Annotated in this window: 18 protein-coding genes and 1 tRNA gene; 9 read left to right on the top strand and 10 right to left on the bottom strand. The window is 70.5% G+C overall.

Translation table 11 applies throughout. The features are described from left to right. The first annotated feature begins 59 nt into the window (after window positions 1-59). Entirely contained in the window at window positions 60-938 is an 879-nt protein-coding gene (gene folD / locus VB738_RS03510) for a bifunctional methylenetetrahydrofolate dehydrogenase/methenyltetrahydrofolate cyclohydrolase FolD (protein ID WP_323304893.1), read from the top strand. Here the strand turns inward: folD and VB738_RS03505 are convergent. Then, window positions 918-3,593 carry an EAL domain-containing protein gene (locus VB738_RS03505; RefSeq protein ID WP_323304433.1) on the bottom strand — a complete coding sequence of 892 codons (2,676 nt, stop codon included), beginning with the start codon at window positions 3,591-3,593 and terminating at the stop codon, window positions 918-920. The genes folD and VB738_RS03505 overlap by 21 nt on opposite strands. Before the next feature lie 349 nt (window positions 3,594-3,942). Here VB738_RS03505 and crtE point away from each other — a divergent pair, with 349 nt between their 5' ends. The 4 genes from crtE to VB738_RS03485 all read left to right on the top strand — a co-directional run bounded on the left by crtE (window position 3,943) and on the right by VB738_RS03485 (window position 7,273). Continuing rightward, window positions 3,943-4,845, top strand: coding sequence for a geranylgeranyl diphosphate synthase CrtE (crtE, locus tag VB738_RS03500; protein ID WP_323304432.1), 903 nt, complete (start codon window positions 3,943-3,945; stop codon window positions 4,843-4,845). Then, a complete protein-coding gene (locus VB738_RS03495; RefSeq protein WP_323304431.1) occupies window positions 4,842-5,384 on the top strand; it encodes a divergent PAP2 family protein in 543 nt (180 codons plus the stop codon). Before crtE ends, VB738_RS03495 begins: the two co-directional genes overlap by 4 nt. Continuing rightward, entirely contained in the window at window positions 5,381-6,841 is a 1,461-nt protein-coding gene (locus tag VB738_RS03490) for an AAA family ATPase (RefSeq protein WP_323304430.1), read from the top strand. Before VB738_RS03495 ends, VB738_RS03490 begins: the two co-directional genes overlap by 4 nt. 117 nt (window positions 6,842-6,958) lie before the next feature. After that, the gene (locus VB738_RS03485; RefSeq protein ID WP_323304429.1) at window positions 6,959-7,273 is read left to right on the top strand and encodes a hypothetical protein; all 315 of its coding nucleotides are present in this window, start codon (window positions 6,959-6,961) and stop codon (window positions 7,271-7,273) included. A 3-nt stretch (window positions 7,274-7,276) separates the two neighbouring features. Here VB738_RS03485 and VB738_RS03480 read toward each other — a convergent pair whose 3' ends face one another. From VB738_RS03480 to petH, 6 genes are all read right to left on the bottom strand, one after another. Continuing rightward, window positions 7,277-7,963, bottom strand: a complete 687-nt coding sequence (locus VB738_RS03480; protein ID WP_323304428.1) for a GAP family protein — start codon at window positions 7,961-7,963, stop codon at window positions 7,277-7,279. A 42-nt stretch (window positions 7,964-8,005) separates the two neighbouring features. Beyond that, window positions 8,006-8,260: an acylphosphatase gene (locus tag VB738_RS03475; protein ID WP_323304427.1), complete on the bottom strand. Its 255-nt coding sequence runs from the start codon at window positions 8,258-8,260 to the stop codon at window positions 8,006-8,008. 26 nt (window positions 8,261-8,286) lie between these two features. Beyond that, complete coding sequence (locus tag VB738_RS03470) at window positions 8,287-9,774, bottom strand: cobyrinate a,c-diamide synthase (protein WP_323304426.1); 1,488 nt, start codon at window positions 9,772-9,774, stop codon at window positions 8,287-8,289. A 37-nt stretch (window positions 9,775-9,811) separates the two neighbouring features. Beyond that, window positions 9,812-11,110 (bottom strand): glucose-6-phosphate dehydrogenase assembly protein OpcA, encoded by a 1,299-nt coding sequence (locus tag VB738_RS03465; RefSeq protein WP_323304425.1) that lies wholly within the window; start codon window positions 11,108-11,110, stop codon window positions 9,812-9,814. 70 nt (window positions 11,111-11,180) lie between these two features. Beyond that, window positions 11,181-12,704, bottom strand: a complete 1,524-nt coding sequence (gene zwf / locus VB738_RS03460) for a glucose-6-phosphate dehydrogenase (RefSeq protein ID WP_323304424.1) — start codon at window positions 12,702-12,704, stop codon at window positions 11,181-11,183. Between the two features lie 165 nt (window positions 12,705-12,869). Then, entirely contained in the window at window positions 12,870-14,042 is a 1,173-nt protein-coding gene (gene petH / locus VB738_RS03455) for a ferredoxin--NADP reductase (protein ID WP_323304423.1), read from the bottom strand. A gap of 230 nt (window positions 14,043-14,272) precedes the next feature. On the opposite strand from petH, the gene VB738_RS03450 reads away from it, so the two are divergent. Next, window positions 14,273-14,791, top strand: coding sequence for an SRPBCC family protein (locus VB738_RS03450; RefSeq protein WP_323304422.1), 519 nt, complete (start codon window positions 14,273-14,275; stop codon window positions 14,789-14,791). Between the two features lie 153 nt (window positions 14,792-14,944). On the opposite strand, the gene VB738_RS03445 is transcribed toward VB738_RS03450, so the two are convergent. After that, window positions 14,945-15,017: transfer RNA gene (locus tag VB738_RS03445), tRNA-Glu, on the bottom strand. Between the two features lie 64 nt (window positions 15,018-15,081). Continuing rightward, window positions 15,082-16,251 (bottom strand): histidine kinase, encoded by a 1,170-nt coding sequence (locus VB738_RS03440; RefSeq protein ID WP_323304892.1) that lies wholly within the window; start codon window positions 16,249-16,251, stop codon window positions 15,082-15,084. A 168-nt stretch (window positions 16,252-16,419) separates the two neighbouring features. On the opposite strand from VB738_RS03440, the gene VB738_RS03435 reads away from it, so the two are divergent. The 3 genes from VB738_RS03435 to pepN all read left to right on the top strand — a co-directional run bounded on the left by VB738_RS03435 (window position 16,420) and on the right by pepN (window position 20,267). Continuing rightward, a complete protein-coding gene (locus VB738_RS03435; protein WP_323304421.1) occupies window positions 16,420-16,977 on the top strand; it encodes a hypothetical protein in 558 nt (185 codons plus the stop codon). A 112-nt stretch (window positions 16,978-17,089) separates the two neighbouring features. Further along, complete coding sequence (locus VB738_RS03430; protein WP_323304420.1) at window positions 17,090-17,530, top strand: cAMP phosphodiesterase; 441 nt, start codon at window positions 17,090-17,092, stop codon at window positions 17,528-17,530. Window positions 17,531-17,537: 7 nt separating this feature from the next. Beyond that, window positions 17,538-20,267 (top strand): aminopeptidase N, encoded by a 2,730-nt coding sequence (gene pepN, locus VB738_RS03425; protein WP_323304419.1) that lies wholly within the window; start codon window positions 17,538-17,540, stop codon window positions 20,265-20,267. Here the strand turns inward: pepN and VB738_RS03420 are convergent. Further along, entirely contained in the window at window positions 20,264-21,517 is a 1,254-nt protein-coding gene (locus VB738_RS03420) for a glycoside hydrolase family 10 protein (RefSeq protein ID WP_323304418.1), read from the bottom strand. The two genes, pepN and VB738_RS03420, sit on opposite strands and share 4 nt — an antisense overlap. Window positions 21,518-21,525 lie beyond the last annotated feature (8 nt).

Raw genomic sequence — 21,525 nt, 5'->3', positions numbered from 1 at the left:
GAGGCTCCCCCTTTACGACGCGTCGGTGCATGCTGGGGACCGGCAACGCTCCCCCCCTGATGGCCACCCTTCTCGATGGCAGGCGACTGGCGGCGGTGATTGAAGGGCGGCTGAACGCCGTGGTCGCCGATGGGCTGGCGGTGGCGGGACGCCCCCCGGGCCTGGCGGTGCTGCGGGTGGGGGATGATCCTGCCAGCGGCGTCTATGTGGCCAACAAGGAGAAGGCCTGCCGGCGCGTCGGCATCCGCAGCCATGGCGGCCATCTGGCGGCGGACACTGCGGCCGAGGACGTGCTGGCCCTGATCGCCCGCCTCAACGCCGACCCGACGGTCGACGGCATCCTGCTGCAGCTGCCCCTGCCCCAGGGCCTCGATGAGGGGCCTCTGCTCGCGGCGATCGACCCGGACAAGGACGCCGATGGCCTGCACACCCTCAACCTGGGGCGCCTGCTCAAGGGGGAGCGGGGCCCACGCAGCTGCACGCCGGCAGGGGTGATGGCCCTGCTGCGCAGTGCCGCTGTGCCGATCGCCGGCGCCCGGGCCGTGGTGGTGGGCCGCAGCATCCTGGTGGGCAAGCCGATGGCCCTGATGCTCCAGGCGGCCGATGCCACCGTCACCGTGGCCCATTCCCGCACCCATCACCTGGCGGAGGTGACGCGGGAGGCTGAAATCCTGGTGGTGGCGGCCGGTCGACCCCGGCTCATCGGAGCCCAGCATGTCAAGCCGGGGGCCGTGGTGGTGGATGTGGGCATCCACCGACTGGAGGGCAGGCTCTGCGGGGATGTGGACTACGAGACGGTCGAGCCGCTGGCGGCGTCGATCACGCCGGTGCCCGGTGGGGTGGGGCCGATGACGGTGGCCATGCTGCTGGTCAACACCGTGCTGGCCTGGTGTGAGCGCCACGGGCTCGAGCACCCCCTAGGCGACCTGCTCCCCTGACGGCGCCACTGGCAGACGGAAAGGGACCGGCTCCTGGATGAACGCCATGAAGGCGTCCTGGGGCAGGGGGCCGCTGAGCAGGTAGCCCTGGATCTCATCACAGCCGAGGGTGCGGAGCAGGGACAGTTGCTCGGGGGATTCCACCCCTTCGGCGATCGTGCGCATGCCCATCGAGCGGGCCAGGCTGATGATGGCTGACACGATGGTGCGATCGTCGTCGTTGACCGCAAGATCAGCGATGAAGGATCGGTCGATCTTCAGGCGGTGGGCCCGGATCCGCTTCAGATAGCTCAGGGAGGAATAGCCGGTGCCGAAGTCATCGATGGCCACGCTGATCCCGTGGGCGTAGAGCTGCTCCATCTGGGCCAGGGCCTTCTCCGGATCCGCGAGCGTCACCGACTCGGTGAGCTCCAACTCCAATCGGCTGGGCGGGAAAGCTTCAGCGTGAAGCTGTTCGAAAACCATGCCGGCAAGGTTGCCATGGTCGAACTGCAGGGCGGAGATGTTGACCGAGACGGTCAACGGTGTCGCTCCCAGCTCTGTCCAGGAATGGGCATCGTGGAGGGCACGGCACAGCACCCACTGGCTGATCGTCCCGATCAGCCCGCCCATTTCGGCCAGGGGAATGAATTCGGTCGGCGCTATCGGCCCCAGAGCGGAATGGGTCCAGCGGATCAGGGCCTCGGCCCCGAAGATGAGGTTGCTGCTGAGTTCGAGCTGGGGTTGGTACTCCAGGCTCAGTTCCCCGCGCTGGATGGCCTGGTGCAGGGCGTTGGTGAGCCGCAGGGAGCGGGCGCTGCGTTCCTGAATGCTGGGCGTGAAGAACTGGAGGTCATTGCGGCCGGCCACCTTGACCTGGTGCAGCGCCGTGGTGGCGTTGCGCATCAACTGCTGCGGGGTGGTGCCATCGTCAGGGAAGTGGGCGATGCCCACCGACGCGGTGAGAAAGAGGGGGTCGGCGGCGAGCCCGTAGGGCTGGGCGATCGCCTGCCGCAACCGTTCCGCCACGCAGCGGGTGGCGGTGATGTCCGAATCGGGCAGCACCACCACGAATTCGTCGCCACCGGTGCGGGAGAGCGTGTCGGCGTCCCCCAGGATCGGCTTCAGACGCTTGGCCACCTCCAGAAGCACCCGGTTGCCCGTGTCATGGCCGAGGTTGTCGTTGACGAGCTTGAAGTTGTCGATGTTGAGGAACAGCAGGGCCAGGGGCCGTTGGGAGCGCTTGGCCAGGTCCAGACCGTTCTGGACCCGATCCTGCAGCAACGTCCGGTTGGCCAGGCCGGTGAGGGGATCGAAATAGGCCAGCCGCTCGATCTGTTCCTTGGCGAACCGGCGCTCGGTGATGTCCCTCGTCACCCCGTGGAGTTCCACCCGGCCGGTGCGTTGGTTGCGCACCAGCTTGGTGACCGATTCGGTCCAGATCATCGATCCGTCCTTGGCCAGGAGTTCGTTCTCTTCGACCGTGACCATGTCGCCGTTTCGCAACCCGGCGTTGAACTCCGCCAGCTGCTGGCTGATCTGGCGCTTCAGATGGTCGGCCACGTCCCCCCGCAAAGCCTTCTCGAAAGGCGCGGCCATCACGTCCTCGGCCGTGAACCCCCGCAGCCGCAGCACGGAGGGGCTCACATACAGGTAGCGAAGGGTCTCGGGATCCAAGGACCAGATCACCTCGTGGGTGGACTCGGTGATCTCCCGGAATTGCTCCTCACTGGCCTTGACCGCGTCCTGGAGCGCCTCGCGGGTGGCCTCGAGGCTGAGCCGGTCGAGGGCGCTATCGATGCCGCCGACCAGATCGATCAGCAACTGCTGGCTCTTGACATCGAATCGGTCGGTTTCATTGGCATAGATCCCCAGACCGCCGATCACGACGCCGTCACGGTGCAGGGGCAGGAAGGCGGCAGCCCCCCATCCGTAGGTGCGTGCCCGTTCATGCCAGGGCACGAGCGAGGGGTCCGTCATGAAATCCTCGACCCAGAGGGGGTGGTTCTCCCGCAGGGCGGTCGCGAAGGGACCCTGCCCCATGGGGTCGTCCGGATCGAGACTGATCACCAGTTCATCGAGATAGGCGCTGTCGTCGCCGAACCAGGCCACCGGTCTGATCCGGCGGCTGACCGGTTCGATCATCCCAACCCAGGCCAGTCGCATCTCCCCGGAGGTGACCGCCAGGCGGCAGATCTGGGCGAGCATCTCCTCGCTGTCCCTGACCCTGGCCACCACCTTGTTGGAGGCACTCAAGGTGGCGTAGAGCCGGTTGAGTCGCAGAAACCCTGCTTCGTAGCCTTTGCGCTCGGTGATGTCCCGGCAGAGCATCAGGTAGTGGGGGCCATCCGGGTTCTCCTGGTCCTTGCGGGCGATCGAGAGCTCAAACCAGTCGACGCCCCCGGGCTTGGCCATCTCGATCTGCCGCCTGGGGGAGCGGCCGTCCACGGAGGCGTCTGCCAGCGCCAGCGCTTCCTGCATCGTGGTGGCGGCCGCAGGGGAGAGAACATCCTGCAGATGGGGTCGTCCGTCCGGGTTCTCCGGCAGATGGAACAGTCCCCGCTGGGCACTGTGAATCGCCAGGATCTCCCCGGCCGCCGAGATTTCGATCAGGGGATCGGGGATGGAGTGGATGATGGCGCTGAGATCCTCGCGGTCCCGGTTCAACGCCTCCATTCGGCGCCTTGCCTGCCTGTGCAGACTGGCTGACCAGAGCACCACCACAGCCCCGCTGGCTAGGGTCAGAACAGAAGCGACCTGTGGCCAGGCCCAGCCGAAACCGCTCATGCCCGCGAAGCAGCCAGGCGGCGCAGGCACGCCTGGGGAATCGGTGACCACACCCTGAAATGTCTCACTTCGAGAACCTGCTGAGGGTGGATAGATCAACCTAGGGAGCTTTCAGGGGTTGGCTCCCGAACGCTTCGCCAATGCATCCCAATGCATCGCCGCCGATCCCAAACTGTTGCGCAGAGCCGGCATCTGCCACCATCGGCCTGAGAGAATCCGCGCGAAGACTCAGGACTCCATGGCCCCGGCGGTGAGCACGGCTTTCGACTTCACCGCCTATCTGGAGGCGGCCCGCTGGCGTGTGGAGACCGCCCTGGACACTTCCCTCGGTCCGGAACGGCCCGAATCGCTGCGGGAGGCGATGCGCTATTCCCTGCTGGCGGGCGGCAAGCGTCTGCGGCCGATCCTCACCCTGGCGGCCTGCGAGCTGGCGGGCGGCGACGCCGATCTGGCCATGCCCACGGCGGTGGCGATGGAGATGATCCACACCATGTCGCTCATCCATGACGACCTGCCCGCCATGGACAACGACGACCTGCGCCGCGGCCGGCCCACCAACCACAAGGTGTATGGCGAAGCCAAGGCCATCCTGGCCGGCGATGCCCTGCTGACCCGCGCCTTCGAGATGGTGGCCCTGCGCAGCCCGGGGGTTCCCCCCGAACGGCTGCTGCAGGTGGTGGGTGAGCTGGCCCTGGCCTCCGGCGCCCCTGGCCTGGTGGGCGGCCAGGTGGTGGATCTGGAATGCGAAGCCCGCCAGGTGGATCTCGACACCCTCGAGTACATCCACCTCCACAAGACCGGCGCCCTGCTGCGGGCCTGCGTGATCTCCGGTGCCCTGATCGCCGGGGCCTCCGAGGAGCTGCTGGCGGCCCTGCGCACCTACGCCCGCGGCATCGGCCTGGCCTTCCAGATCATCGACGACATCCTCGATGTCACCGCCAGCAGCGACGTGCTGGGCAAGACGGCGGGCAAGGACCTGGCCGCCGACAAGACCACCTATCCCAAGTTGCTGGGCCTGGAGGAATCCCGCCGACGCGCCGATGCCCTGGTGAGCGAAGCCAAGGCGGTGCTGGAGCCCTGGAGCGCCAACGCCGCCCCCCTGCTGGCCCTGGCTGACTACATCACCAGTCGCGACCGATGAGCGCAGCCATCGGCGCCCTCGAGGCCCTGGGCGAGGTGCTGGCCAACGGCGTGCTCGCCTGGGGCCTGGTCGCCTGCGGTGTGGCCCAGCTCTCCAAGCTGCTGATCGAGTTGGTGGTGCATCGCCGCTGGCGCCCGGCGGTGCTGATCGAGACGGGCGGCATGCCGTCGAGCCACTCCTCCCTGATGACGGGCACCGCCGCGGGCCTGGGCTGGGAGTTGGGCTTCGCCGATCCCCTGTTCGCCCTGGCGGCCGTGCTCTGCTTCGTCGTCCTCTATGACGCCAGCGGCGTCCGCCGCGCCGCCGGGCTGACGGCCCAGCGGGTGAACGGCCTCCCGGACGGGCTCTGGGACACCCATCCCCAGGACGGTCCTGAGGGGGCCCCGGTGCTGCGCCCCCTGAAGGAGAACCTCGGCCACACGCGCGCCGAGGTGCTGGTGGGCAGCCTGATCGGGCCCCTGGTGGCGTTGCCGGGCCTGGCCCTGCTGGGCTCGCCCCTGCAGATCGCCCAGGGCGCCGGCTGGTTACCGCTGGGGTGAGCGATCAGACCGGCCTGAGCGATGACCAGCAGCAGGCGGCCGCCGCCTTCGCCGCCTGGCTCGGTGCACCGGCCGATGGGGTGCCGTTCGTGCTGGAGGGCTACGCGGGCACCGGCAAGACCTTCCTGTCGATGCGCTTCCTGGCCCTGGCGGAGCGGGCCGGCCTCTGCTGGACGGTGGTCGCCCCCACCCACAAGGCGGTGGGCGTGCTGCGCCACCACCTCGCCCTGGCGGGTCTGCAGCCCACCTGGTACCCCTCCACCATCCACCGGCTGCTGCGGCTGAAGCTGAAGCGGCAGGGGGATCGGGAGCGCTGCGAGGAGACCCTCCAAACCGCCCTGGCGCTGGAGAACCTCGGGCTGGTGCTGATCGACGAGGCCTCCATGGTGGATGGCAGCCTGCTGGAGATCACCCTGCGCTGCGCCCAGGCCTACCGCACCCGGCTGGTGTTCGTGGGGGATCCGGCCCAGCTGCCGCCGGTGGGGGAGGAGTGCAGTCCGGTGTTCGCCCTGGGGCGGGCCCGGCGGGTGGCCCTGACCCACGTGGTCCGCCACGGGGGCCCGGTGCTGCGCCTGGCCGGCGGCCTGCGGGAAGGGGCCCTGCCCTGCCGCCGGCCGCCGCTGCTGGATCCGGTGCGCAGCGCCGAGGGCCGGGTGTCGCTGCTGGGGCGGACCGACTGGCTGGCGGCCGCCCAGGAAGGCCTGCGCCGCAGCGCCGAAGCCGACGATCCCGACCTGGCCCGGATCCTCTGCTACACGAACCGCTCCCTGGAGCGGCTGGTGCCGATCGCCCGCCGCGCCCTGCATGGCGCCATGGCCGACCAGCTGCCGGTGCTCCCCGGCGAGGTGCTGATCACCCGCACGGCCGTGATGGCGCCGGCCTGCCGGGAGGGGGACGCCGCCGCCGAGGAGCCGGACCTGCTGCTGGGCAGCAACCGGGAGCTGGTGGTGCGGGACGTGCGGCCCGACCGCTGCGATCTGGCCGAGTTCGGCGTGGACGCCTCCCTCGGAGCGGCGGTGATCGACACCCTCAACGCCACCGTGGAGGCGGGGGAATCCCAGCTCAACCTGCGCCTGCTGCCACCGATCGGCAGCGCAGGGCGGGCCTGCCTGGACGGGGTGCTGGAGCGGCTGCGGCTTCAGGCCAGGGAGGCGGGCCAGAAGGACGGCAAGGCCCTCTGGCGCCGCTTCTTCCTCGTGCGCGACGCCTTCGCCTCCCTCGGACCGGCGGCGGTGCTCACCGTCCATCGCAGCCAGGGCAGCACCTTCGGCGAGGTGTTCATCGATGAGGACGTCTTCTGGCCGCGGGACGAGCCACTGCGCCAGCGGCTGGTCTACGTGGCGGTGAGCCGGGCCAGCCAGGCGGTCACCCTGATGGCGGGAACCGCGGCGGCCGGCGAGCGGGAGCGCTGGGACCGCTGGCTGCGGCAGAGCGGCGACGCCGGTGGCCGGACCTGAAGCGGCTGGCCCCCGGGGCGTGCGGAAACGCCAACGAACCGTTACCCTCATCACGATCGCTTCGTGGTGGACGACCGATTCGTGGTGGAATCCCGTCCCCTGTGGGCCCCGCTAGGCATGGCGCCTCCGCAGACTGGCCTGCTGTCCTTGATCGGCACCGCCCCGGCCACGGAAGGGCAGCCTGCCGACGCCGGGACCACCAGCGGCTCTGCCGGCGGTGAGCTGCTGACGGATGTGGGGGCCCTGGGGATCACCGCAGCCCTGGTGGGCGTGGTGGTCCTGGTGAGGCGCTGGATGATGCTGCGCTCCCGCCAGCGCCTTCCTGGCCTGCCCAGGGAACGGGTGCTTCCCCTCTCTCGCCACGGCACCCTGCACGATCCCAAGTATCTGGGCCGGATCCTGGAGGCCGAGGAGCCCCCGGCCGGCCCCTGAGCCTCATCCCGCCCGCAGACCTTCGAACCCCTGCCAGCCCAGGTAGACGGCCAGAGCGAAGCAGATGGCCGCGACAATCAGCTCAGCGTTGTCGAACAGCCAGAGCTTGCCTGCCTGGAGCACCGGCAGCAGTCGCTCCTGCCCCACCAGCACCAGCCCCCCGAGGGGCAGGAGCAGCAGGGTGCCGGAAAACAGGCTGAAGACCGCCGTGATCAGCACCTCCCGCGGCCGGCTCAGCCCGGCCTCCAGCAGGCTGGCGGCGGTCCTGGCGTAGAGTAACAGGTCGTCCGGGCTCGACACCTGGACGGCAGCGCTGAGGCCGAGCAGGAGCGGCAGGGGCAGGGCGCAGAAGCCGTCCAGCCGGCGGGTCCAGCCGGGGGGACCGCCCCCCTGGCGGCTGCTCAGCAGACCGTTGAGACCCAGGGCCAGCAGTCCGCCCGCCCCCAGCAGGTCGAGGCCGGTGCGCTGGTCGGTGCCCCGTTCCATGGTGAGCAGCAGGCCGTGGCCCACGCTCAGCAGCAGGGCGATGGCCGCCGCGGAGGTGAGCAGCCAGCCGAGCACGAACCAGCTGCCCCGGCGGAGCGGGCTGGGGCCCAGCAAAATCAGCAGCAGCAGACCGATGTGCAGCGGACTGAAACTGATCGCCAGGCCGAACCCAAACAGTTCGCTCCAGAGGCTGGGGGTCGGCATTCATTGGGAGTCGTGACAGCCCATTGTCCGGGCTGCGGGTGCTCAGGTGCGGATCTCGAACCAGTCGGTGCCCGCCACGGCCACCTGACCGCTGGTGACGCCGCTCACGTGGGCGCCCTGGGGACCCTTCTCGCACCAGAGACGCAGTTCCACCAGGCGGTCCGGCAGGCCCTCGGCCTCCACCTCCACCGAACCATCGGGACGGTTGCGCACCCAGCCGCTGAGGCCGAGGTCGATGGCCTTCTGGCGGCAGCCCATCCGGTAGCCCACCCCCTGCACCAGACCGCGGACGCTCATGCGCCAGCGCTCCTGGGGCGTGGCCGTCACCCGGAGACTGGGTTGCAGGAAGCGGCGTTCCTCGGCAGCGGCACGGCGCTGGCGGCGGATCTGGCCAGTCTCGAGGGAATCGCCGGGCATCCAGCCCAGTGGAGGTGCAGCCAGGTGGCGTGAACGGTCGGCGCGCTCCATCCTTCGATCCTCCCGGGTGATCCCCATCCTTCAAGTTGCCACAGGCTCTGGGCCTCTGCCAACAGCTCGCCGCCGGAAGGCTGGGGCAGCAGTTGCCAGCGGTGGAACTCATGGCCGCAAAGGGATTCACCGCGGCGCACCAGCAGCCCGTCGGCCACCGGCACGGCCTGCCGGTAGCCCAGGCTGAGGGGCCCCCGGCGGGCGCGGAAGGGGAGCAGGCCGGCCATGGGGTGGGGCAGGCCGTCCGGATCCTCCAGCTCCCGGCCCAGCAGCAGCAGGCCGCCGCACTCGGCCACGATCGGCAGACCGCCCCGGGCGGCGGACCGGAGGGATCCGAGGCTGCGGTGGCTGGCCGCCAGCCGGGCGGCATGGAGCTCGGGGTAGCCGCCGGGCAGCAGCACGGCCCGGCAGTCCGGGGGCAGGGGATCGTCGGCCAGGGGGCTCCAGGGCACCGGGCTGAGGCCGCAGGCCTGGAGCAGCTCCTGAGCTTCCGGGTAGCGGAAGTGGAAGGCCGCGTCGCTGGCGATCGCCACCGGCAGGGGGGTTCCGGCCCCGGTGGCTCCTTGACCCAGGGCGGCCCCCGCTGCGGCCCCGGCGGGAACCGGCTCCGGCGGGACCTGGTCGAGGCACCAGCGAATCGGATCGCGCCGTTCCGGCGCCGGCGGCGGGGGCGCCAGCAGCGGCCACAGCTGCGCCAGGTCGAGGTGCTGCTCGGCCAGGGCGGCCCAGATCTTCTGGCGTTCGCCCAGGTCGCCCAGTTCCCCCGGGGTCAGCAGGCCCAGGTGGCGGGAGGGCAGCTCCAGGCTGGGATGGCTGGGCAGCACCCCCAGCAGGGGCACCTCGATGGCGGCCAAGGCCTCGGCCAGGAGCCGCCGGTGCCGTTCGCTGCCGACCCGGTTCAGCACCACCCCGGCCAGGGTCACCCGGGGTGGGCCGTGGTCACGGAATCCGCGCACCAGGGCCGCCAGGCTGCCGGCCTGGCGCGACGCCTCCACCACCAGAACCACCGGCAGCGCCAACAGGGCGGCCACGGCGGCGGAGCTGCCCTCGCTGCCGGAGCCGCGGCCGTCGAACAGGCCCATCACCCCCTCCACCAGCACCCGGTCGGCCCGGCCGCCGTGCCAGCGGTAGCTGCGCCGCACCCAGTCCTCGCCGCAGAGCAGCGGGTCGAGGTTGCGGCAGGGGCGGCCCGCCACCGCCCCCAGCAGCTGGGGGTCGAGGTAGTCGGGCCCCACCTTGAAGGGCTGAATGGTCTCCCTCCGCGCCCTGGCCACGGCCGCCAGGCTGAGGCTCAGCAGGGTCTTGCCGCTGCCGCTGCAGGGGGCCGCGATCAGGCAGCTCATGCGGTCGGCGGCATCGGCCGCTCCGGCGGAAGGTGCCTCAGCCTGGCAGCAGGCTCGCCGCCAGCGGGGCGGCCGCCGCCAGCAGCGGTGAAGTGGAGTCGTGGCCCCCCGAGAGCAGGCGGGCCATCTCCATCTCCTCGCTCTCCTCCGGCAGGGGCACCACCCCCTCCGCCAGCTCCATGCTGGCCATGCCACCGGACTCCAGCCGCATGCAGCCGCCGGACTCCGAGCAGAGAATCACGCACAGGGGCGGGCGCTGCTGGGGTTCGCAGATCAGCCGCATGCCGACGATGGCGCCGGGGTGGGTCTTGGGCGCCCCCATGGGCACGGGCATCAGGGTGAACTGGACCGCCACCCCGTCGGTGCGCTCGAACTCCGCCGTGATCCCCGGGCCGGGCCCGTCCACCTCCACCGCGTAGCTGGTGATCAGGTGCCAGCCGAGCCGGTCGGCGATCCAGGCGGCCAGCAGCAGCCCCTTCACCGGGTGGTCCCCCTCGACGTCAATGTCGAGCTGCACCACGTGGCCGAGGGCATCGCGGCGGGACGGGGGATCGAACACCATGGCCAGGGATTCGCGCCAGGTGCGCAGCCGCAGCCAGTTGAGATCGTTGACGGCCTGGCCAGCGCTGATCCGGGCCAGCATCAGGTCGAGGCAGCGGCGCGGCTCGCCCAGGGAGCTGTCGATCACCAACCGCCGGGGCAGCGGCGCCAGGGCCTCGAGCATCTCGGAGGGCTCATCCAGGCTGCTGTTCCACCACACCCAGCAGGGCAGGGAGTCGTCCACCAGGGAGACGATCAGATCGAGGCTCTGCTTCAGGGCGCCCATGCCGCCGCGCAGCACCACCACGTCGCCGCAGGCGGCGCCAGCGCCCCCCTCCTCAGGCAGCGGGCAGTAGGCCGCCACCAGGGTCTCCAGGGGATGGCCCGGGTCGAGGGTGGGGGCCAGGGTGATCAGCCGCCGGGGCATGTGGGCGCTGATGGCGCTCTCGACGAACTGACCGCGCAGGTCCTCGGTGCGGTGGTTCCCCTCCTTCTGGCCGATGGCCCAGGCCAGGCGGGGATCCATGGGTGCGGTGCTGTAGGGCAGGCCGGTTTCCGGCACGGCCTGGCGGGCCGCCTCCAGCAGCTCCGTGCGCAGCAGGCCGGTGATCGGCCCGTCAACCCGGCCGATGCGGACCATCTGCTGCTCCAGCCAGGACGGCTCCCAGACCACCAGGGTGAAGGTGGCGGCCCCGGTGGACCCTTCCAGATCGTGGGTCCAGAGGCGGTGCAGGTAGGGATTGACCTCCTCCGGCGGCAGATCGAGGGGGGCCTGGAGGGTGAGCTGGGGAGCCATGGGCGCGGAAGGGGGGCAGGGGTCGCGGGGCTGCGGAAGGGAAGGGGCGCGGGGGCCCTGGAGCCGTGTCTCAGGGACGCCGCCAGATCAGACCGTCCTTGGCCAAGAGGCCATCGGCGGCGGCCGGCCCCCAGGTGCTGGCCTCGTAGGGCTGGACCGGCAGCTGCCAGGGGGATTCCTCGATCAGGGCCAGCAGCGGGGTGTACAGCCGCCAGGCCGCCTCCACCTCGTCACTGCGGGTGAACAGGGTGGGATCGCCCAGCATGGCGTCGGCGAGCAGCCGCACGTAGCCCTCGTCGGAGGGTTCGCCGAAGGATTCGTCGTAGCTGAAGGCCATGTCGACCGGGCGGCTGCGCATCCCGGAGCCGGGGGCCTTGACCTCGAACTTGAACTCGGCGCCCTCGTCGGGCTGGATGCGCAGGATCAGCTGGTTGGGGGTGGGGGCGCCACCGGCGGCATCGAACAGATGCACCGGAGCCTCCCGGAAGGTGAGCACCACCTCGCTGAGGCGCTTCGGCAGCCGCTTGCCGGTGCGCAGGTAGAAGGGCACGCCCTGCCAGCGCCAGTTGTTGATGGCCACCTTCATGGCCACATAGGTTTCGGTGGTGCTGTTGGCGTTCACCCCCGGCTCCTGGCGGTAGCCGGGCAGGGGCCTGGCCATGCTGCCGCCGGAGGCGTACTGGCCCCGCACGCAGCACTTCCAGGGCTCCTCCTCGTTGGCCAGGCTGGCGGACTGCAGCACCTTGGCCTTCTCGTTGCGGATGGCCTCCGGATCAAAGCGGCCGGGGGCCTCCATGGCCGTCAGGGCCAGGATCTGGGTGAGGTGGTTCTGCACCATGTCCCGCAGGGCGCCGGACGACTCGTAGTACCCAGCCCGCTCCTCCACCCCCACGGTCTCGGCCGCGGTGATCTGGACGCTGGAGATGTAGTTCCGGTTCCAGATCGGCTCGAAGATCGTGTTGGCGAAGCGCAGCACCAGGATGTTCTGGACCGTTTCCTTGCCCAGGTAATGGTCGATGCGGAACACCTGGCTTTCCTTGGCGCAGGCCTGCACCACCTTGTTGAGGGCCTGGGCGCTGGCGTAGTCACGGCCGAAGGGCTTCTCGATCACCACCCGGCTGCGCTCGGCATCGGCCAGCAGGCCGGCACCGGCCAGGGCGCGGCAGCCACTGCCGTAGAACTCCGGCGAGACCGAGAGGTAGAAGGTGCGGTTGCCCCGGGTGGCCCGCAGCCGGTCGATGCTCTCCAGCCGCTGGCCGAGGCGCACCAGGTGCTCGCTCTGCTGCAGGTCGACCGGCTCGTAGAAGAGGCCCTGGGCGAACTGCTCCCAGGCGGTGCGATGGGAGGCGATCTCATCGGCCAGGGCGGCCCCCATCTTCTCGCGGAACTCCTCGTCGCTCCAGGGACGCCGGGCGCAGCCGAGGACAGCGAATTCGCTGGGCAGCCTTCGTTGGCGGAACAGTTCGAACAGCGCCGGGATCAGCTTGCGGTGGGTGAGATCACCGCTGGCCCCGAAGATGACGATGCACTGGGGCGAGATCACCCGCTCCTGGCGCAGACCAACCCGCAGGGGGTTGGTGAGGATGGCGGTCATGGGGAGGGCGTCCGGTCATCCCTGGTTTAACGGCGGCGCAGGCATCCCGCTGCATCGCCGCCACAGGGAGCCTGCCGGTGTGAGCATTCTCGGATCGTCAGCCAGCAAAAAGGCCCGCCGGAGGCGGGCCCTGGAAAGGGGCGGTTGCCCCGTGGGGCGTTCGGCTCAGTAGGTCTCGACGTGCCAGCGGTCGGCCTTCTTGAGCTGGGGCCGCAGCTCGCTCCAGTTGAGGTTCTTGGCGGCGGCGGCGGCGGTCATGGCCTCGTCGATGCCGGGTTCCATGCCACGCAGACCACACATGTAGACGTGGGTCTTGGGATCTTCGATCAGGGAGAAGATCTCATCGGCGTGCTCGGTGACCCGGTCCTGGATGTACATGCGGCCGCCGCTGGGGTTCTGCTGCTCGCGGCTGATCGCCTTGGTGTAGCGGAAGTTCTCCGGGTACTCGGCCAGGTAACGCTGGAAGTCGTCCTCGTAGAGGAGGTTGGGCGTCTTGGGGACCCCCATGATCAGCCAGGCCTTGCCGCGGAACTGGTACTCGGGGTTCCTGGCCCGCTCGGAGGGCTCGAACATGCGGCGCAGGTAGGCGCGCATCGGCGCGATGCCGGTGCCGGTGGCCAGCATGATCACATTGGCGTCCTCATCGGGGGGCAGGAGCATCTCCTTGCCGACCGGGCCGGTGATCTTCACCTTGGCGCCCGGCTCGATGTCGCACAGGAAGGTGGAGCAGACGCCGTTGATGGTGGAGCCGTCCTTCTCGTACTGGAGCTGGCGGACGCAGAGGGAGACGGTGCCGCCCTCGCAGTTGTCGCCGTGGCGGGTGCTGGCGATCGAGTAAAGACGCAGCTTGTGGGGCTTGCCGTTGGCGTCCTCGCCATCGGGAATGATGCCGATGCTCTGGCCCTCGATGTAGTGGAGGTTGCCTTCCGAGAGGTCGAAGGTGATGTGGTTCACCCGGCCGATGGCCCCCTCCGCCAGGAGGCTGTAGTTATCGAGGACCGTGCCGATGAAGGGATCCTTGGGCTTGTAGAGGTTGACCGGGACGTCGGCGTGGCTCACGGGGGCTTTCTTGGCGGGGGTGGGGGTGGCGGCCGGGGCGTCGGAGACCGCAGCGTCACTGGGGGCCGGGGTGGCGGAGCCCGCGGGGACCTCCTCGGCGGTCACGGCCTTGATGCGTCCGCCCTGCTGGGCGATGGTCTGCATCAGCCGCTGCAGCTGGGGGAAGGGCACGGTGATCCGACGCTCGGCACGCCGCTGCAGACCGACGCCGAAGCCTTCGACCACAACCGTGAACATGCGGCCGTCGGACTGGGTGGCCTTGCCGGTGGAAACACGCATGCGGGCGTCGGAGCCGAAAATCGGCCCGATCATAGAGAACTCGGCTCTCGGCCCCTCGGTGCGGATTCGTTGACCGGATTCCGGAGACACCGGTTAGTTTGTGTTCCGTCGCACCAATTCCGGTGCCGACCGCTGCCACCCTCACCCAAGCCCCGAGCGAGCTCCGATCCGTCTTGGCACAGCTTCTGGCGTCGTTTCCCCGCCCCGTGCACCTCCCGTCAACCGAGGCCATGGTCGCCAGCGAGGCCAGTTGCGCCCTCGACACGATCCAGCAGGAGATGGAGCGTCTCCCGCAGGGCACACGGCGCCTGGCGGTGCAGCTGCGCCTCGACCTCGCCCCCGAGTGGATCTGGTCGGTCCTCACCGACTACGACCATCTCGACCGCTTCATTCCCAATCTCGCCAGCTCCCGCCAGCTCTGGCGCCGCGGCAACCTGGTGGCCCTGGAGCAGGTGGGCACCCAGCAGTTCTGCGGGCTGCGCTTCAGTGCCCGCGTTCAGCTGGAGCTGAACGAGGAGCCGGAGCAGGGCCGCCTGGCCTTCCGCATGCTCGAGGGGGATTTCCGCTGCTTCCAGGGCGTCTGGCAGGTGGGGGCCGACGACACCAGCACCTGGCTCCTCTACGACCTCACCGTGCAGGGCAAGCCGGGCATGCCGATCGGGCTGATCGAGCAGCGCCTGAAGGAGGATCTGGCCAGCAACCTGCGGGGCGTGCAGCGGGAAGCCCAGCGCCGCTCCCAGCAGCCCTGAGGCCCTTCGCGATCCGCCCGTTCCGCGGCAGCAGTGCAGTAGCCCGCTGAACAATGGCCGCTCAGGCCAGCGCGGAAGCGTCGGAGCTCTTGATCACCCCGTTGAGTAAACAACGGGTCAGGACGAAGCCGTCCCGAGCCCGGAACCGATACATACCCCCAAGGGGATTCGAACCCCTGTCGCCTCCGTGAAAGGGAGGTGTCCTAGGCCTCTAGACGATGGGGGCGAGGCCACAGTCGGCTTGGCGCCGATCTGATGTGCTGGACGCTACGGGCCGGAGGGACCCTTCGTCAAGGAAGGTCGCCGGCGGCGGGGCCCGCGGCGGCCGTGCGGTCAGGCTCCGGGGAGCTCTGGCCGGTCCAGACCGGCACGGTGAAGTTGAAGCAGGCGCCCTCGCCCGACTCGGACACCACCCAGATGCGCCCCCCGTGCACCTCGGCGATGCGGCGGCAGACCGACAGCCCTACGCCGAAGCCGGAGGTGGTGCCGGAGGTCTGGGGCAGCCGCACCCGGTCCTGGAAGATGCGGTGCTGCTCTTCGCGGGGAATCCCCGGCCCGCTGTCGCAGATGCTCACCTGCACCCACTGGCTGGTGCGGTGCATGAGGCTGAGGCTCACCTTGCCGCCGTCGGGGGTGAACTTGAGGGCATTCTCCAGCAGGTTGAGGAACACCTGGCGCATGCGCCGCTGGTCGGCGTGGACGTCGGGCAGGTCGGCGGGGATGTCGGTGACCAGCTGCAGGCCCCGACCCACCCAGAGCTTCTCCAGCTCCAGGATGGCCTCGGCCGCCACCTGGCTGAGGTCGAGGCGCTGGGGGTTGAACAGGGCCTCCCAGCGGGTGGTGCCCACCTCCAGCAGGTCCCTGGAGAGGGCCTCGATGTCGTCGAGCCGGCGGTTGAGCACGTCGCGGAAGCGGCTCTCGTCGATCTGGCCCAGGGCATGGCTCTGCAGGGCCAGCTTGGCGGCGGTGAGGGGGGTGCGCAGCTCGTGGGCCACCATGCGCAGCAGCCGTTCCTGGACGCCCAGCCGCTCGATCAGGGTTTCGTTCTCCTGGCGCAGCACCAGCAGCTGGTCCTCGAGCTGCACCTCCCGCTGGCTGCGGCTGCCGTCGATCTCCGCCGGCCGCAGGCTGAGCCCGAGGGTGGTGACCACCTCCATCTGCTGCCAGCGGGGCAGCCAGATGCGCAGCTGCTGGGCCAGGGTGTTGCCGGCGAAGACCTGCTTGGGCAGGGGATCGAGCTTGATCAGGGCCGGGGTGGCCACCAGCCGGTGCAGTTCGAGCAGCTCGGGATGGTCGGCCGGATCGGCCACCTGGAGGGACACCTTGCAGGTGCACTCCTCCGAGTTCAGGAAGGCCAGCAGGGCACGCAGGTCGGCGGAGGCCATGTGGTGGCGGGCCGCCACCAGCAGCAGCTTGAGCGGTTTCTGGGCCTCACCGGTGGCGGTGCCCGCCTCGGCCACCGCCGAGGCCGGCGAGGTGGGCGGTGAGGCGGGCGGGATATCGGGCTCCCCCAGGACCGGCAAAGGCGGGCATGCGGCAATGCCCCCAACCTTATGGGGTTTTGGGCAGAACCCGGAATCGTCGCTAGGACTTCAGGGATCGCGTCCGTGTGCCTGGGTGGGCCCGCCATGACCACACCGACCCAGCCTGGCCTCTCCCGGGTGCCTCCCGTGCAGAGCCGCATCCGCCTCGACAGCAGCCTGCGGCGCTGGTTCGCCCGCAACCTGGGGCTGTGGCGCTCCCGCCGCACCTACTTCTTCACCGAGGACGACGCGGTGCTGCGGGTGGACATGAACCTGCGCATCGAGGTCCACAGCGAACTGGTGGACGGCGATGAGGGCTACCGGTTCACCTGGTGGGCGGAGGGCCATCAGCCGTTCTTCGACACCAAACCCGACTACCGGCCCGAGGGCACGATGGAGGCCTGGCTGTGCGGCCACCAGCTGCGGCGCAGCTGCGGTTACCTGGCGGGGGCCCCCACGGTCAGCCAGATCCGCCAGATCGATGAGCACACCATGGCGTTCCAGTCCCACTACGACGACTGGGAAGTGCTCGAGCAGATCCGCCTGGTCGACCAGGACCGCTACCGCTCCCGCTCGATCCACACCTGGCGCCACGGCAGCCTCGAGCTGGTGGAGCACCACCACGAGATCCGGCTGGAGGCGGCGGGCGAGCCGATCGGTTAATCGCTGTCAGGGCCGGGGCCCCGGCGGCTGGGCCGCCTCGCGGAGCGGTCTCTGCGGCGGGTGTGGCGGCTGCTCCGATGCAGCACGATGGTGGTTCACGGATCCCTACCCCTTGTCTCTCCTGCTCCGCCGCTCCCGGCCGCTGCTGGCGCCCCTGGTCGCCATGCCGCTGCTGCTGGCACCTCTGGCCGCCCAGGCGGCACCGGCCACCCCCGCCGAGATGGGGCTCTACACCCGCATCGGTGCCGTGAACGTCTGCATCTCCCGCGCCGCCGGCATCGACTTCGAGAAATCGGTGGGCATCGCCGGCGAAACCATCGCCCAGTTGATCCTCGGCCAGCACAAGGGCGAGATCCAGCAGGTGGGTACCAAAGCCCTCACCATTGAGGAGCTGCGCCGCGGCGCCATCAACTCAGCCGTGCTCGGCGCCGCCGAGATCTGCCCCAAGGAGGTGCCAGCCGACGTGATGAAGAAGGTTCAGGACGCCATCAAGCAGCAGGGCGCCGCCCGGCCAGGGGCCCCGGCCCCTGCGACTCCGGCGGCCCCCAGGTAAGCCCCTGATGGCCGTCGTCCGCCTCGCCGACTACCGTCCGGCGCCCTACCTGCTGGAGCGCACCGACCTGACGGTGCGCCTGTTCGCCGACCAGGCCCTGGTGGAGGCGCGGCTGGCGTTCCACCCCAGGCCCGGCGCGCCGGAGGGGCCGGAGGCGGCGGTGCAGCCCCTGGAGCTGCGGGGGGTGGATCTGGAGCTGCGGTCCCTGGCGCTCGATGACGTGCCCCTGCCCCCCGAGGCCTATCGGCTGGAGGACGACCGCCTGATGCTGCTGCAGCCGCCCCGGCGGCCATTCGTGCTCACCAGCACGGTGTGGCTCGATCCGCGGGCCAACACCAGCCTCGAGGGGCTCTACGTCAGCGGCGGGATGGTCACCACCCAGTGCGAGGCGGAAGGCTTCCGCCGCATCACGTATCACCCGGATCGCCCCGACCTGCTCAGCCGCTTCCGGGTGCGGATCGAGGCCGACCGGGACAGCTGCCCGGTGCTGCTCTCCAACGGCAACGGCCTCGAGGCCGGCGACCTGCCGAGCGGGCCCGACGGGGCCCCGCGCCATTACGCCGTCTGGGACGACCCGTTCCCCAAGCCCTCCTATCTGTTCGCCCTGGTGGCGGGCCGGCTGGAGGAGGTGCGCGACACGTTCGTGACCGCCGATGGGCGCACCGTGCAGCTGCGCCTGCACGTGGAACCGGGCGATGCCCCCTTCACCGGCCACGCCATGGCCTCCCTGAAGCGGGCGATGGAGTGGGACGAGCGCGTCTATGGGCTGGCCTACGACCTCGACGAGTACAACATCGTCGCGGTGCGCCACTTCAACATGGGCGCCATGGAGAACAAGAGCCTCAACATCTTCAACTCCAAGCTGGTGCTCGCCGATGCCGCCACGGCCACCGATGGTGAGCTGGAGCGGATCGAGAGTGTGATCGCCCACGAATACTTCCACAACTGGACAGGCAACCGCATCACCTGCCGCGACTGGTTCCAGCTGTCGCTGAAGGAAGGGCTCACCGTGTTCCGGGATCAGAGCTTCTCGGCCGATCTGCATGGCCACGCGCTCAACCGGATCGAGAACGTGGCGATGCTGCGCAACACCCAGTTCCGGGAGGATGCGGGTCCGACGGCCCATCCGGTGCAGCCGGATCAGTATCAGGCGATCGACAACTTCTACACCACCACGATCTACGAAAAGGGATCGGAGGTGATCCGGGTGCTGCACACCCTGCTGGGGGAGGAAACCTTCCAGCGGGGCATGGCGCTGTACGTGGAGCGCCATGACGGCACCGCCGCCACCTGCGAGGACTTCGTCCAGGCGATGCAGGACGCGGCCGGTGAGGTGGATGACAACTGCCGTCTGCCGCCCTTCGATTTCGTGCAGTTCCGCCGCTGGTACCACCAGGCGGGCACGCCGGTGCTGCACCTGCGGCGCCGCTGGAACAAGGCGGCGGGGACCCTGGAGCTGTTCGTGCGCCAGTCCACCCCCGCCACCCCCGGCCAGCCCCGCAAGCAGCCCCTGGTCATCCCCCTGGCCGTGGGCCTGGTGGGCCAGGCGGGCCAGCCCCTGCCGATGCGGCTGGTGGCCGAGGACCCCGACCATGGCGCGGCGCCCCTGCTGGGCCGCCGGTGGGGGGCGGGCACCCGGCTGCTGCTGATCGATCAGGAGGAGCAGGTGTTCCGCTTTGAGGGGCTGCCGGCCCAGTCGCCGCCGCCGGCCCTCTCCCTGCTGCGCCAGTTCTCGGCACCGGTGAAGGTGGTGCTGGGGCGCCCCTCCAGCGAGCTGGTGCACCTGCTGGCCGCCGACAGCGACCCCTTCGCCCGCTGGGACGCGGGCCAGGTGCTGCTGCGCCGTGCCCTGCTGCGCCGCGCCGCCGGCCGGGTGGATGGGGGTCTGGAGGACGCCCTGATCGCCGCCTTCGAGCGGATCCTGGCGGATCCCTCCCTCTCGGAGGCCAGCCGCAGCGTGCTGCTGGCCCTGCCGGGGCTGGCCGAACTGGAGGATGGGGCGCCGGAGCCCGATCCACCGGCCCTGTTCGCCGCCCTGCAGGCCCTGCGCCGCCGCTTCGGGGAGGCCCTGGCCGAGCCCCTGTCGCGGGCCCTGGAGCGGGTCAGCGCCCAGTGGTCGCTGGCCTGGCCGGAGGGGGTGGGCGACAGGATGCTGACGGGCTCGATCTGGAGCTGGCGGGTGGCCGCGGGCGACGGGGCGGCGATCGCAGCGGCCCGCGCGGCGGTGGACGGCCCCTCGATGACCCTGGCCCGGGCGGGCCTGCGGGCGCTGCAGGACCACCCGATCGCCGCACGCCAGGAGGCGGTGGACGCCTTCTACGCCCGCTGGGAGGACAAACCGGTGATCCTCGATTCCTGGTTCGCCCTGGAGGCCTCCGCCCCCTTCGCCGACGGCCTGGAGCGAGTGCAGCGGCTGCTCGACCATCCCCGCTTCGATCCGGCGGCGCCCAATGCGGTGCGGGCGGTGCTGGGGGGGCTGGCGGGCAATCCGCCGGTGTTCCATGCCCCCGACGGCAGCGGCTACCACTTCATGGCCGGCCAGATCGCCGCCCTCGACCAGCGCAATCCGATCACCGCCTCGCGCATGGCCAAGGTGTTCAGCCGCTGGCAGAGCTACGGCCCCGAACGGCGCGAGCGGATGCGGGAGGCCCTCGAGGGGCTGGCGGCGTCCGAACTCTCCACCAACACCCGCGAGGTGGTGGGCCAGTGCCTCGGGGCGGCCGGCCCGGACGCCTAGCGGCCGCCGAACACCTCGCGGTTGAGGCGGCGGAAGGCGGCCTGGCGGAAGGCGGCCCCCTCCGGGCCGGCGTGCTGGCCCCAGAGCCCCTCCCAGTAGAAGAAGATGACGCCGTGGCCGCGGGCGGCGGAGAGGCGCACCTTCTGCTCAAGGGTGGCCATGTCGGGGGTGCGGCCGCCGAAGCCGGAGAGGATGCCGATCTCCACCGGCATGCCCCAGCGGCGGGCCTTCACCAGCGCCGGCTGGTCGAGGTCGCGGGCGAAGCCCTTCACCGAATAGGCGTAGTTCTGGACGATCAGGTCGTCGACCAGCTCGCCCAAGGCCCAGAGCTCCCAGTCCTGCAGCCAGTGGTTGTAGGCGAAGCGGAAGGGACCCGGCGATAGGCTGATCACCGTGCGCCGCGGACCGCCCACCTCCTGCAGGGTGCCCCGCAGTTCCCGCAGCAGGGCGGTGAGCTGCTGGCGGCGCCACTTCATCCAGTAGCGGTCGTTGAAGTTGGCGGGCGGCTCCCGGCCGGTGTCCGCCAGGTAAAGGGCGCGGGTGTAGGGGTCGTAGCCCAGCTCCACCGGCCAGGCGAAGTGGTCGTCGAGCTGGATGCCGTCGACGCCGCAGCGCTGGACGATCTCCTTGATGAGGCCGATGAAGCGGGCCCGCACCCCGGGGTGGGCCGGATTCAGCCACACCCGCAGATCCTTGAGCGGGGAGGTTTTCAGGTTGGCGCCGTGCATGGCGTAGAGGGCACTGCCGTCGACGCGGCGCAGCACCCACTCCGGGTTCCGTTGGACCACCTCGGCATCGGCGGGCTCCATCAGGCCGTACTCGAACCAGGGGATCACCTGCATGCCGCGGCGATGGGCGGCCTTGGTGAAGCGGCAGATGGGGTCGAGGCCGGGGTTGGCGCGGGCCAGGGCCGGCTCCAGCGGCGCCCAGCGGCTGCGGTGGAAGGTGGCGCCCCGGCTCCAGACGTTGGGGTAGAGGGTGTTGAAGCCGGCGGCGTCGAGCTGGGCCACGGCGGACTCGATGCGGGCGGCGTCGTAGTAGAGGGGGCTGGGGCTGTTGGTGAGCCAGACCCCCACGCGGCGTTCGAACCCCTTCGGCAGGCGGCTTTGGGCGTCGGCCGGCCGAGGGGCGCCCACGGTGAGGGCCAGCAGGGCCGTGACCAGCACAGTGAGCGGCACCGGCAGGTGGCGCTTGAGGCGGGCGAAGCGCCGCAGGGGCACCCGGCGCACGGGTGGTTCGGGAGCGGCCATGGCGGAGC

The organism is Cyanobium gracile UHCC 0139 (assembly GCF_034931325.1).
In the GTDB taxonomy this organism is placed as follows: Bacteria; Cyanobacteriota; Cyanobacteriia; order PCC-6307; family Cyanobiaceae; genus Cyanobium; species Cyanobium gracile_B.
This window is presented reverse-complemented; position numbering and strand designations above follow the sequence as displayed.